General features: G+C 32.1%; 19 protein-coding genes and 4 pseudogenes. All 23 read left to right on the top strand.

From position 1 onward, the window contains the following. Positions 1-178: 178 nt before the first annotated feature. Positions 179-931, top strand: a pseudogene (locus DN410_RS26985) (hypothetical protein); the annotation flags it as partial. Between the two features lie 57 nt (positions 932-988). Next, complete coding sequence (locus DN410_RS26980) at positions 989-1,543, top strand: SUKH-4 family immunity protein (protein ID WP_149178754.1); 555 nt, start codon at positions 989-991, stop codon at positions 1,541-1,543. Positions 1,544-2,206: 663 nt separating this feature from the next. After that, positions 2,207-2,779, top strand: coding sequence for an HNH/ENDO VII family nuclease (locus DN410_RS28645; protein WP_149178753.1), 573 nt, complete (start codon positions 2,207-2,209; stop codon positions 2,777-2,779). A gap of 15 nt (positions 2,780-2,794) precedes the next feature. Then, positions 2,795-3,244 carry an SMI1/KNR4 family protein gene (locus DN410_RS26970; RefSeq protein ID WP_149178752.1) on the top strand — a complete coding sequence of 150 codons (450 nt, stop codon included), beginning with the start codon at positions 2,795-2,797 and terminating at the stop codon, positions 3,242-3,244. Between the two features lie 563 nt (positions 3,245-3,807). After that, complete coding sequence (locus DN410_RS26965; RefSeq protein ID WP_149178751.1) at positions 3,808-4,512, top strand: toxin; 705 nt, start codon at positions 3,808-3,810, stop codon at positions 4,510-4,512. A gap of 16 nt (positions 4,513-4,528) precedes the next feature. Beyond that, complete coding sequence (locus tag DN410_RS26960) at positions 4,529-4,852, top strand: DUF6572 domain-containing protein (protein WP_000025256.1); 324 nt, start codon at positions 4,529-4,531, stop codon at positions 4,850-4,852. 23 nt (positions 4,853-4,875) lie between these two features. Next, complete coding sequence (locus DN410_RS26955) at positions 4,876-5,532, top strand: hypothetical protein (protein WP_149178750.1); 657 nt, start codon at positions 4,876-4,878, stop codon at positions 5,530-5,532. A 32-nt stretch (positions 5,533-5,564) separates the two neighbouring features. After that, positions 5,565-6,077: an AHH domain-containing protein gene (locus DN410_RS26950; RefSeq protein ID WP_255446880.1), complete on the top strand. Its 513-nt coding sequence runs from the start codon at positions 5,565-5,567 to the stop codon at positions 6,075-6,077. Between the two features lie 28 nt (positions 6,078-6,105). Continuing rightward, positions 6,106-6,561, top strand: a complete 456-nt coding sequence (locus tag DN410_RS26945; protein ID WP_149178749.1) for a DUF4274 domain-containing protein — start codon at positions 6,106-6,108, stop codon at positions 6,559-6,561. Positions 6,562-6,883: 322 nt separating this feature from the next. Beyond that, a complete protein-coding gene (locus DN410_RS28640; RefSeq protein WP_149178774.1) occupies positions 6,884-7,075 on the top strand; it encodes a hypothetical protein in 192 nt (63 codons plus the stop codon). 45 nt (positions 7,076-7,120) lie between these two features. Continuing rightward, positions 7,121-7,258: pseudogene (locus tag DN410_RS28875) on the top strand (HNH endonuclease); the annotation flags it as partial. A gap of 123 nt (positions 7,259-7,381) precedes the next feature. Further along, complete coding sequence (locus DN410_RS28870; protein WP_370456833.1) at positions 7,382-7,798, top strand: SMI1/KNR4 family protein; 417 nt, start codon at positions 7,382-7,384, stop codon at positions 7,796-7,798. A gap of 35 nt (positions 7,799-7,833) precedes the next feature. Then, positions 7,834-8,310: an SMI1/KNR4 family protein gene (locus tag DN410_RS26930; protein ID WP_149178747.1), complete on the top strand. Its 477-nt coding sequence runs from the start codon at positions 7,834-7,836 to the stop codon at positions 8,308-8,310. Positions 8,311-8,482: 172 nt separating this feature from the next. Next, positions 8,483-8,605: a hypothetical protein gene (locus DN410_RS28630; RefSeq protein ID WP_255446879.1), complete on the top strand. Its 123-nt coding sequence runs from the start codon at positions 8,483-8,485 to the stop codon at positions 8,603-8,605. 129 nt (positions 8,606-8,734) lie between these two features. Continuing rightward, positions 8,735-8,941: pseudogene (locus DN410_RS26925) on the top strand (hypothetical protein); the annotation flags it as partial. 210 nt (positions 8,942-9,151) lie between these two features. Beyond that, positions 9,152-9,322 carry a hypothetical protein gene (locus tag DN410_RS28100; RefSeq protein WP_161940840.1) on the top strand — a complete coding sequence of 57 codons (171 nt, stop codon included), beginning with the start codon at positions 9,152-9,154 and terminating at the stop codon, positions 9,320-9,322. An 18-nt stretch (positions 9,323-9,340) separates the two neighbouring features. After that, positions 9,341-9,757, top strand: coding sequence for a tetratricopeptide repeat protein (locus tag DN410_RS26920; RefSeq protein ID WP_149178746.1), 417 nt, complete (start codon positions 9,341-9,343; stop codon positions 9,755-9,757). An 11-nt stretch (positions 9,758-9,768) separates the two neighbouring features. Then, a complete protein-coding gene (locus DN410_RS26915; protein ID WP_149178745.1) occupies positions 9,769-10,191 on the top strand; it encodes a hypothetical protein in 423 nt (140 codons plus the stop codon). A gap of 107 nt (positions 10,192-10,298) precedes the next feature. Beyond that, positions 10,299-10,694, top strand: coding sequence for an immunity 22 family protein (locus tag DN410_RS26910; protein WP_149178744.1), 396 nt, complete (start codon positions 10,299-10,301; stop codon positions 10,692-10,694). Positions 10,695-10,726: 32 nt separating this feature from the next. Further along, the gene (locus DN410_RS26905) at positions 10,727-11,383 is read left to right on the top strand and encodes an SMI1/KNR4 family protein (protein WP_149178743.1); all 657 of its coding nucleotides are present in this window, start codon (positions 10,727-10,729) and stop codon (positions 11,381-11,383) included. Positions 11,384-11,574: 191 nt separating this feature from the next. Continuing rightward, a pseudogene (locus DN410_RS28865) lies at positions 11,575-11,711 on the top strand (cytoplasmic protein); the annotation flags it as partial. Positions 11,712-11,824: 113 nt separating this feature from the next. Next, on the top strand, positions 11,825-12,478 hold the full coding sequence (locus tag DN410_RS26900; RefSeq protein ID WP_149178742.1) for an SMI1/KNR4 family protein: 654 nt from the start codon (positions 11,825-11,827) through the stop codon (positions 12,476-12,478). Between the two features lie 72 nt (positions 12,479-12,550). Further along, complete coding sequence (locus DN410_RS26895) at positions 12,551-13,018, top strand: DUF2004 domain-containing protein (RefSeq protein ID WP_149178741.1); 468 nt, start codon at positions 12,551-12,553, stop codon at positions 13,016-13,018. Positions 13,019-13,032 lie beyond the last annotated feature (14 nt).

The raw sequence follows: 13,032 nt of genomic DNA, 5'->3' as shown, positions 1-13,032 counted from the left end.
TTAAGAACCGTTTAATACAATTATTAATTCAAAAAAATATTGTTGAAAAATTGCTATTGGTTCCGTGTGTGTCTTATATAATCAATAAATTAAACTCTTAGAAAATATTATTTGAATTTAGAGCACTTGATTGTCGACTAAAGGTAACGAGTGCTCTTTTGCGTTTTAGCGTAGAAATAATGTGGTACAATCGCTTAAGGAAAATAAGACTTTAAAAAATGCACTAGATGCTATGAAAAATACTCCTATTCCAGTAGCAGTTAGGACGGTGGATACTGGAATAGGAATGAAGCTTCCTTATATAGAATCTTCAACTGTTGGAGAAGTAGCTGGAAAGTTTTCAAAGGCAAGTACGACAGCTAAGGATGACGCTTATCAACTTGCTAAGGGTAGTGGTGGCTCAGGAGTTAGTAAGGAAGGTAGTGTGGCTAAGGGTACGGGTGAAGCTATAATTAATACAGCCAATAAAATTGATTATAGTGACATCAGAGCTTATCGTGATATTGATATCGAAAAAGTACCGATAGAATATAGAGCGGATCCTAGACTTGTTTCTGAAATGAACTATAAAGGAAAGAAAAAAAGTGGAGCAAATGCAGCAGGATGGGAAAGAAGTGCATCTAAACACTTTAATGAATTATTAGATAAGCATCCAGAATTTTTTAGTGAAGCAAATATTGAAAGAATTGAAAACGGATTAGTTCCTGTAGTAGATGATGACTTTATTAAGCATTTTCCCCAATATAAAGATTGTAAGGGTGATAAACTGATACATCATCATATAGGTGGTGGGGGGCAAGCTGCTGCTGTGCCACAATCATTGCATAGGGGCTTTGGGGGTATACACAATTTTGAGAAAGAACACAAGATTAGAGATAACGACCCATTGACTGCGATTGGGGAGGTATTTACGTCTCAAAAACAGCCGTAAACATTAATAATAAAGCATGAAGTGAAAATTAATGATATATAGTGGAGGTATAAAAAAATGATTTCACCACAAGATTTTTTAGACAATTGGAATAAAGACATATATGGTTTGATTAACTATGATGAAAAAATAATTAATTCATTTTCCTTATCTCAAGAAACTAAAGATTTTTTAATTGAAGCAGGTTTTCCTGAGTCTGCTCCTCCATTTTTAACATTTGAATCTGCAGTTAATGGTGGTGGAGAAAGATTAATTAAAAAAAACAATAAATTAGAAGCGATGTATTATAAGTTTTTATGTTTTGGATTTACTGGTAGCGGATATCCAATATGTATTGATGAATCTAACTCAGAGCTCGTATATATAGATTATGATAATGATAATAAGGTTGTACTCATAAATACTACGATAGCAAAGTTTGCAGAAGCCTTACTTGTCTACGTAGATTTTATAAAAAAAGTAAAGGCTGTAAATGGAAGAAGAGCGTATCTTGAAAAAAATGCAACTAAAGATTTGTTAGAGTGGATTTCTGGCGCACTTCAAAAAATCGATGCGGTCTCTTTAACTGAAGGGTCTTTTTGGGAAGAAGAGCTTAGTAGTTTTAGTGCATAAGATTATATAGAGTGAAAGTGAAATTCATAATGATCTTATAAGTACAGTAGAAAGTTTGTTTTTTGAGAAGCATAGCAAATAATACAACTTTACTTTTAGTTGTTAAAGGTTTCTTGATATTTGGATTAGAAAAGCAAGACAGCAAACAAACGAGATTAGCTAAAAGGAATTTCTAATTATTACAAAACTGTACTTACTACAGACAAGTCAATGAAAAAGAACTTATTTTTGAAGTGGAAAGAAAAATGTTATTAAAAGTATGTACTCATGATGTTTGTACCATCATGGAGTACTGTGTGCAATGATAGAATAGAAAACGAAGTACGAGCTTAGACGAGATGACATTTTACTGGGTGATGAATATAATCACATGGAAAGTATATTAAACTAAGAACTCGTACAAACTCGTCAATTTTAACTTAGTAGTTGTCATGGCATGTAAAAGGTGTCGTACTGTTAATACAAAACTTACAGATCTTATAAATCTTACAAATTTATGCTACTTAAAAACATATGAACTTAAAGCACTTGATTGTCTACGAAAGGCAACAAGTGCTTTTTTATTAGATAGACATGCTATAAATTTTTAGAAAATATTTTTTATGAATTCAGGCTAACATAAATTATTAGTATTATATAATTGAAAATACATTAGCAAAAGGTATGGACTCCGTAACCCCATTCGTTAAAGGTGTAGAAATGCTACCAGATGGAAGTGTCGCTAGAACTGGAACGAACTATAGCGGGAAATTCCAAGAAGCCCATGATGCCTCAAAGGCGAGTATTCAGAGTAGGATCTCGAATTTGGAGAGTGGTGGGGTTAAGGGTACGGGTAAAGAATATAAAAACTATAAGGATGTAGAATATACTGGAACAACTAAAGTTAATGGAGAAGTAAGGGATATTAGCAGACGGGTTTTTCAAAGGTTAGATATTGATTATATGAGAATTGATCCTAAAACTGGTATGATAAATCCCCAATTGATGAAAAAAGGAAGAGCACCAATTTGGCAAGATGGAACTGCTATAGAACTTCATCATTTAATTCAAAGAGAGCCCGGATCAATGGTGGAGCTCCCGGGTAGTATGCATAAGGAATATTATAAAATATTGCATGGCTTAGTGGAGAATGGTGGAAGTTTTAGAAACGATCCTGTGTTAAAAAAGCAATATGAAAATTTCAGATCGAAATATTGGAGATGGAGAGCTAAACAAATAGATAAAGCTGAATTATAAAAGGAGGAATTTTGAATGAATAAAGAGGAATTAATCAATTTTATTAAGATAAATATGGAATCAGATGACTTTACTGGTGGAGTAGATAAAAAACAAGTTGATTATGTTCAAGATACCCTACAGTTAAAATTGCCAGAAAGTTATAAGTGGTTTTTAACTAATTATGGCTCTGGTGGGTTATTTGGTGTTGATATTTTAGGTGTGGCTAAGTCTAATATAGCTTCTATTGTTATTGAAACAGAGAGTTATAGGGATTTAGGAATGAGTGAGCATTTAGTAGTTATTGAAGATATTGGGGAATATGCTTATTGTCTAGACACTAGTAATATGGAAAACAATGAGTGTCCAGTAATAGCATGGGATAGACAAGGTGGACTTGATGATTACAATACAGCAAAGAATTTTTATGAGTTTTTATCACAAAGGTTATTGGATGCAAAAGAAGCATGGGAAGAAGAGTTTTAATATAGATAAATGACCTTGTTTAGCTTAAAGCTGAATAAGGTCATTTATTGTTTATGATGAATAGAAGTTATAAGTATTATTATTATATTTTTTATTTTTTATATGAGGATATTTAAAGTTTAATACGTAGGTAGACAAGAAAAGAGAATGAAAACGAATTTGTTTTTGATGTGGATAGAAAAAATATATGGTGTTTGAAAGTAAGTACTCCATGATGGTTGTACCATCATGGAGTACTGTGTGCAATGATAGAATAGAAAACGAAGTACGAGCTTAGGCGAGATGACATTTTACTGGATGATGAATATAAGGCATGGAATGGACATAAAACTAACGAATTCGTACAAACTCGTAAGTTTTAACGTAGTAGTTGTCACAACATATAAAAGGTGTCATACTGTTACCATAAAACTTACAAATTTAATGCTACTTAAAAACATATGAACTTAAAGCACTTGATTGTCGACTAAAGGCAATCAAGTGCTTTTTTAATTGAAAGGTATACTATAAATTTATAGAAATTATTTTTATGAATTAAAGCTAACAGAAACTACTAGTATTATATAATTGAAAATACATTAGCAAAAGTTGCGAACGCCGTATCCCCAATCTTTAAAGGTGTAGAAATACTGCCAGATGGAAGTGTCGCTAGAACTGGAACGAACTATAGCGGGAAATTCCAAGAAGCCCATGATGCCTCAAAGGCGAGTATTCAGAGTAGGATCTCGAATTTGGAGAGTGGTGGGGTTAAGGGTACGGGTGAAGTTGGAAAAGGGAATTCTGATTTACTTGATAATACTGGTAGATTTAAAGATGCTGAGTTGCAATCTAAGTATGATGTATATTGTGAAAGGAAATATAAGAATAGTGAAGCGCCTAAAGAGCCACTGGAGTGGAAAGAAGCAAGTGAAAAATGGGCATCACTTAAAGAGCAGGGGCAAGAATTTTCTGATGAAAGTTTTAATCTATTTTCACAACAGTATGAAAACGCTGAACGAGAAATAACCATTGTTACACATGAAGGGACTAAGGTAAGAGTTGACGCAATTGCATCTGATGAATATGGGAATGTTATTATACAAGAATATAAAAGTTCCGCTACTGCTCCCTATACTACTAATCAAGAAAAGGGATTCCCTGAATTGAAGAATTCTAGTGGAAAGGTCGTAGGTGAAGGAAAGGGAGATTTTTCAGGGGGATACGAAGTGCCTAGTGGAACAAGACCGCAAATTGTTCGTCCTGAAGGGACAACTTATTTTGATGAATAAATGAGGTGAGAGATAAGTGTCAATATTAGACAAAAATAAAATAGATGGAATTGGCAAGAGTATGGGTGAAAATAAGTTAGCATTAATGATTGCAGATCATTTAGATTGGGAAAATGAACTTCAGCACTTAACATTGTTACAAGATAAAATTAATGCCTATGTATCTTTTATTGAAAGTGGGCAAATCTATAGTGTTTATCCGGATGCTAAGTTAGTAGATGGCTTTATATTCGATTTAAGATTTAAATATAAACCAACTGAAAATTGTAATAAATTATTGGAGGTTTTTAGGAAGAATACTCAAGATTTGAGGATTGAGTTTAAAATATATGAATCTTAGGTAGTTTGAATTGGAGATGTAATATGAAAGCAAATAAAGCATTTGAGCGCGTATGTAATCTAATATCTGAAAAGTATTTAGATAATGGCTGGAAATATTCTAAGTCTGGTCATTGGATGAGTAAAAAAGATAAAAATTTCATTTATAAGGTACTCTTTTATACAAGTTGGAATAATATATCTGATAAAAATGTAGTATTTTATGGTGAATGCGCAATTCTTCCTTTAAAATCTAAAGATAAAATATTTCATATTAATACACGTCGGTGCAATGTACCAAGCGGTAAGTTATATTGGAACATAGCAAATGAGGAAGAGTGGGAGCGGACAGTTAACGAATTCACTAATTGGTTAAATAGTGAATTTATGCCAATTGTAGAAAGGTGTACGAATGATTTGAACAACTTTGTAAAAGAGGTTGTTGAAAGGGGTTTTTATCCTCAAAAGGGTTATATGGTAGATATTAATTTTATATTAACGCACGGGTCGCGTGAATTGGCAGAGGAAGCTATCAAAAGATACTATGACAGTTTGGAAGAGTCAATAAAAAAAGAATTTAAAGATAACTATGAAAGTATGGTGTGTGGTAATGAAGCAGTTAGTGCATATGGTAATAATATGATGAGAAATTACACCAATTTTAGAACTATCATAGATAATAAAATAATTGTTACTTTATAGTACATCAAATGGTTTGACTTAGTAAGCGATAATTGGTAACCCAATTATCGCTTTTAGTTTTAAATAAGGGTACGGATGAAGGTAGTAGGATTATTCCTGGTACTCCGGGTATTGTAACAGGAGGAAATTCTACTAAATTAGGAAAAAATATGATGACAGAAATGGGGCTTAAACGTTCAACTAAATGGAGTGGATATCAAGCACAGCATATTATTCCTTCTGAAATGGCAGATAATCTTGTAATTAAAAAGATAGGTATGAACTTTGATGACTCATCAAACGGTATTTTTCTAAGAGTACCAGATGATAATATAAGTACAATGGCTAGACACAGAGGATATCATTCTGTTTACAATGAAGTAGTTGCAAGAGTATTAAATAAAATGGATATAAACCAAAGTATTGATAGTTTACAAAAGCAGGTATATGATTTGCAAAAAAAATTTAAGGGAATTACAGGGGAATGGTTTACCATTGTACCCAAGCCAAGGTGCAACAGTGGAACTTTGGGAAAGAAAGCTAAAACAATTGGAAATACAAAATAAGTAAATATCAGTAAGGTGGTAAGGTGTAATGGAAAATAAGGATATTAGTTTGCTTGAAGAATTACTTTATAATACAAATAACGAGGATACAATTAGCCGAATAAAGAATATAGATAATCCAATAATCCTTCATTGTTTTGCAGCAAATTATAATTGGAATAGTGGATTTGATATACCAAATGCAATTCTTGAAAACAAAGATTGTGACTTAGGAACGGGATTACTAATGTTTCATTATGCAGACGGATATCGACTATTAGAAAGTCCGGAGGAAGTTTCGAATTCTCCATTACAAGAATGGAAGGTTTTTATATTAGAACTTCAAAATAAAATTATGAATTTGGAGTTTAAAACACAAAATATATCATTTAGCCCTGAATTAACAAAAATTCAAATATTCAAGTTAAAAAAAAGGAACCCAAGTATTTCAGATATTCTTATTAATGAGTCACCAGGAAATATAATTGATATTCCTAAAATATAAATAAACATTAAAAACTCATTACAGTAAATAAATAAGTTTAGTTATAGTGATTTTATAAAGCTTACTATACTAAATTATATTTTATGTACGGATATAATAAAGTTCGTGGTGCAAAATTTAAATACGCATAAGTATATATGAATAAAAATAAAGTATATGTGAAGTAGATAGAGAAAATAAAAGGGTTTTTGAAAGTATGTACTCTATGATGATTGTACCATCATGGAGTACTGTGGTGTGCAATGATAGAATAGAAAAAGAAGTACGAGCTTAGGCAAGATGACATTTTACTGTGGGATGAATATAAACGCATGGAATGTATATTAAATTAACGAACTCGTACAAACTCGTAAGTTTTAACATAGTAGTTGTCATGACATATAAAAGGTGTCATACTGTTACTACAAAACTTACAAATTTATGCTATTTAAAAATATATGAACTTAAAGCGCTTGATTGTCAACTAAAGACAACAAGTGCTTTTTTAATAGATAAGCATGCTATAAATTTATAAAAATTATTTTTGTGAATTAAGGCTAACCCAAATTACTAGTATTATATAATTGAAAATACATTAGCAAAAGTTGCGAACGCCGTATCCCCAATCTTTAAAGGTGTAGAAATACTGCCAGATGGAAGTGTCGCTAGAACTGGAACGAACTATGGCGGGAAATTCCAAGAAGCCCATGATGCCTCAAAGGCGAGTATTCAGAGTAGGATCTCGAATTTGGAGAGTGGTGGGGTTAAGGGTACGGGTAAAGGTACTCAAACTAAAAAAATTAAACCGACTAATGAAAGAACTGCAGAATATGAAGAAGCTATGACAAAAGCAGCTAGAGATTTACCTCCTTATAGTAGAAAACCAAATAAACCAAGAGATTTTGAAGAAAAAGTAGTAGATGATTCTACAGGAATTACTACTTATGCATTTACATCTAAGAGAAATGGGGAAACTTATAAAGTTAAAGATGATAAAGGTGGAGCAGTCTTTGATTGTCTATTAAGTTTTACAAGCAAAGATGCAAATATAGAAGTTGTTTATGAATTAACTTCACTTCCGGAAGGTATTATTCCATTTGCAAGAGACCCATTTTGGGGACTGATTTGTTTTAATTACTGTGATACTAAAGATTGTCCGTCAGTAGTTTTCTATGATCAGGAATCAGTGAATGAGGATAAAATTAAATTAATATGCGACTCTTTTTCTGAATTGATTGAGAGATTATACTCTGATTGAGAAAAACAAAATGAACAGGAAAGAAGGTTAATTGTATGAAGAATTTAGATTTTGAATATACTTTTACTCCTATTGGCATTGAAGATATCGAAGATTTCGAAAATAAGCATGGTATATTGTTCCCTGATGATTATAAACAATTTTTGCTGTCTAAAAATGGAGGGAAAACTGAGCAACGAAGATCTAAAACTAATGATACAACTAAGAAAGGCGTAATAACATCGTCTGTTTCAATGTTTTTTCCTCTATCAATAGAAAATGAAATAAATCTAGAAGAGAAATTAAGAAGCTATAATTTGGTGCAAGTGGTACCAAGTAATTTGCTTCCAATTGGAATTGACCCAGCGGGAAGTTTGATTTGTTTATCAATTGATGGGAAAGATAGAGGTAGTGTATATCATTGTGATATGGATTACTTTGAAGAAGATAACGAGTTAAGAGAGGAATACATCCGACTAATTTCTAAAAGTTTCTCTGAATTTGTGGATAATTTATATATTCCTGAAAACTAATGATAGGATTTTATTGATTCGAATTAGTTAATAGTTGGTTAATCTCTTTAATTTTAACGGGGCTTTCTTTATGGTCTAACGACCCAGAGAAAGCCTCTTCTTTTTCTCCGAATTATTTAAAAGTACAACATAGGGGACGGGTGAAGTTCCTAAAGTTAATCCGAAAATTAAAGTGAATTTTAAGACTGGTTATGATAAGCATTTAATTGAAGTAGAAGGTTTTAAAGCAAAACCGACTATAGGTATAAAAGGTGTCATGCCGTTACTACAAAACTTACAAATTCATGCTACTTAAAAACATATGAACTTAAAGCACTTGATTGTCGACTAAAGGCAATCAAGTGCTTTTTTAATTGAAATGTATACTATAAATTTATAAAAGTTATTTTTATGAATTAAAGCTAACAGAAACTACTAGTATTATATAATTGGAAATACATTAGCAAAAGGTGCGGATTCCGTATCCCCATTCGTTAAAGGTGTAGAAATACTGCCAGATGGAAGTGTCGCTAGAACTGGAAAGAACTATAGCGGGAAATTCCAAGAAGTCCATGATGCCTCAAAGGCGAGTATTCAGAGTAGGATCTTGAATTTGGAGAGTGGTGGGGTTAAGGGTACGGGTGATGTACCTAAAGGCTTTTATCAAGATGCAAATGGAAAATGGCATCGACCTAATGAGGAATACGCCTGGGAATGGCTACAATATGGGTAGAGAAGTAAATAGAAAGAATGGAAAATTCAATTTCATCAAAAATCCGTACAAAAAGTGATGGTAAACTAGAATTTATGGCAAGTGATAATAAATGGTATCCTCTAGATCAAGCAGATATGGCTCATTGAAGTGATTCAGTTTCATGGTGGAATAGTACATACAGGTAGATATTATGGAGCGAAGTCCCCAGAGGTTAGAGAATGGATGTTAGACTCCAATAATTATGTATTAGATCATGATAGTTTAAATCGATTCGCAGGTACAAAGTTAAATGAAAACTACTTGCCACCAAATAAATAATTATTGGGAGGATTTATATTGGAACTCAACGATCAAGTGTATGACCGAATTGTAAAGTTATGTAACGAAGGAGATGCTTTTGTTGAAAAAGGAAAAGATGATAAGGCAATAGAGAGTTATATAGCTGCTCTGGATTTGGTTCCGTTGCCGAAGACCGATTGGGAAACAAGTACATGGATTTATACAGCATTAGGAGATACTTATTTTTTAAATCGTGAGTATGAGAAAGCAAAAAGTAATTTATATAATGCGCTAAACTGTCCGGATGGTATTGCAAATCCATTTATTTTACTGAGACTTGGAGAGAGTATATTCGAGTGTGGGGAGCTTGATAAAGCTAAGGAGTATCTGTTAAGAGCTTACATTTTAGAAGGCTATAAACTCTTTTTTAATGAGGATGATAAGTATTTTGAATTGATTAAGGATATGATTTGAGGAGGGTAAATATGGCTATTTTACAATCACCTATAAAAGAAGAATTTGAAAGTCTTTTGGAAAAAAGCAATGAACAATTTCATAATGGTAACTATAATGATTCAATTGTGTTACTAGAAGAGGCATGGGATATAATACCTAATCCTAAAGGTATTTATTGTGAAGAGAGTTACCATTTAGCTAAGGATATTATCTCTACTTGTTTTATGGTAAATGATTTAAAAAAAGCAAAGGAGTGGGCAGATAAAATATTTTTAACTGGATTTGCGCGTATAGATTCCGGTGATAAGGAATTTATTGCAGGAAAAGTTTCTTTTGAACTAGGTGATTTAGAAACCGCAAAAGAATTTTTTAGTATTGCCAATAAAAAATCAGAAGGTAGATGTTTTGGGAATCCGAAGAATACTAAGTATCTGAAAGTTTTAAAAAGTTAAATGTTTAGCTGCGTAAAAAGAATTTAAGAAGCTGATTACATTATATCTGAAACAGTATGCCTGATTTATTACCATTAGAACATAGAAAATTGGAAAGGAGGATTAATATGGAAAGTCCAGGAGCTGTTTCTCTTTGGTTTGGAAATGGTACTAGCGAAATGGTGTTAAGAAATTATGTAGAAATAAAATATGATAATGAGTGGAACAGAATTCCTTCGCGTTTTATGCCTGATTTTCAAATAGATTTCATTGAGTATAACCAAGACTTATTAGAATGTACATATAATGAACATGTTACATCTTCTTTGCCTGAATTACTACAGAATGCTTCGTATTCTGAATCAATCATAAGTGAACTGATAGACTTTTATGGTGAAAATTTAGAAGAACAATACAATACTGTCATTAGGTTATATGATTTTGAGTATGAAGAACTTGTTGAAGAAGCAAAACTGGATGGTGGAAACCTGAAGTATATGGGATCGGTAATTTATGAAGATTAGAAGTTTAATGTAATAATAGGGATGGAGTAAAAGTGACAATGATACAATTTAATTCTTATCATCAAAAAGTAGAGATAAAGAGAAATTTAGAACTTATGAACTTAGAATATAAAAAAATTAGAGAGTATGTAAATTTTGATGTATGTTCTTTTGAGCAATTAGATGAATTTCAAGTAGGATACAGCATTGACACCGATGGAAACTCCCTTGTAACCGATGAGGAAGATACTTGGGATGCAAATTGGATTGTTATTGCATATGAAACTATGTGTGGAGATCCAATTATTATTGATTTAAATGAGGAAGGGTACCCTATATCTTCAATCATGCACGGAATGGATAGTTGGAGTGGTGGCGATTTTCTTGCAGATTCCATGGAATCATTTATTAATTTTATGAAAGATATAGGTGATTTTCTAACTGAGCAACAAGTGTTAGAAGGTAAAAGAATGATAAAAACTAAAGAATTGGAAATATTGCTAAATGAGTTTTTGGAAAGAAATAAATTTACTGATTTTGAAATATGGCACTCTTTATTAAGTCCATTATTTGATATTGCAGAAGAATATGAGCAAACAATGGAGAGAAAAGTCAAAAAGATGAAGGAAGAAGGAAAGAAAATAACGGAAATTACCCACATGCTTAATATAAAACCTAAAGAAGTGTATGAGTTTATTAAGAAAGTTTAATAGTGCCTCTTCACTTTAGAGGGAACAATCAGGCACGATGATGGAGCGGTACATGCAGAAAATGCTCGGATTTTTATAAAACCGAAACAAAAAATCTGCTGAAGAAGAATCCATTTTGATCAATCTTTTTTCAAAATGGATTCTTTTTATTTATTGTAAAACTTAGGATTAAGAGTTGTTTTTGATTAGACTTTATTTCTATTGATTATATAAATATTCTTGAAGAAGTAGAAAGAGACCTTGAGATGTGTGCACTGAATCGTTTAGTAAATGGAAAAATGAGTACATGAAAGGGAAAATGATTGTCTACTTACCAAATGAAAAATGAAGGCTTACATACCGACATACTTTATGAATTTAATGAAATCTATTGCGAAACGATTATAGAGAGATAACGGGCGATACGTTTAAATATCTTAATAGTTTAGGAGGAATTATTAAATGATTAATCTATCTAATATTCCAGATTTGATAGAAGAGTCAGCAGCGAGTGATATTGAAATTCAAGCAGTAGAAAATCGTATGAATATTACATTACCTAATGTATATAAGGAATTATTGAGATGTACAAATGGCTTTTCAATCGGTGGTGGTTTACTTATTTATGGTACGGAGTATATTGCAGAAAGGAACGAGGTTTGGGAAGTAGATGAGTATGCGAGGGGGTATGTCTCAATTGGTGATGACGGTGGTGGTAATGTATTTTTAATGGCTCAACATGCAGAGGAAAAAGAGGTGGTAGTAATTGATTCTGGGGATATGAATCCAAGCCATGCTACTGTAATTACCGCTGATTTTAAAAAATGGGTGAATAGTGGTTGTGTAGGTGAAATAGAACAGAAAACAATACATAAGTCATCTGATATTTGTAATATAGTGTTAGTGAAAACTCCTAGTGAAGGTTTGAAGGATTTAATAAAAATAAAGAACGTATTAGGGCTTGAGATTGCCACAGTAGATTTGCTAAAGGGTTCAAAAAATCTTCCTTATATATTAGTAGAAAGATTTCCATACGGTAAGGCGAAAAAACTCATTGAAAAATTAGCAATTGATAGTACTATACTGAGTATAGAAGTGGCTGGAAAAAACAGTTAATATTAGAGGGTAACTTTCATATGATTAGAGAAATCGATATGGATCCAAGAGAGTAAACAGGGAGAGTTAAAAATGATAATAAATGATGCAGTTTTTGGTGAGATTGAGTATACATATGGATGGATTAAGGACATTACCGTTGAATTTTGTGGAAAAGAAGTTGAAATAGCATTGATAGTTAAAGGTGAAAAAGACGGTAAGTTTGAGGAAGAACAATATACTGCTTATAATTCATTATTGCAAAATTGGGAACAATCGCAGCAAGTTTTGTTACAAGCGATTTTAGACTATTACAAACAAGAGCGTCAACAATTAGGATATGATATTGGATTTAATGAGAATTATCCGCATATCGAAACAATTGATCAATTACTTAATAGGATCACTTTAGTTGGAATTGTAGTCCCATATGGAGGTATTCATGAAGAGCGAGATATTGGGATAACTTTCGATTGTACGTGGGATACAGAGAATGGACTAGGAATACGTCTATTAAATGAAAAAGTAACTGAAGTGGGATATCAAGACGTTGCCATTTAACTTTTAATCTAAGG

The sequence above is a fragment of the Bacillus sp. SH5-2 genome (assembly GCF_008368905.1).
Lineage (GTDB): Bacteria > Bacillota > Bacilli > Bacillales > Bacillaceae_G > Bacillus_A > Bacillus_A luti.
Note: the sequence above shows the minus strand (reverse complement) of the source record. Positions and strands in the feature narration are given on the sequence as shown.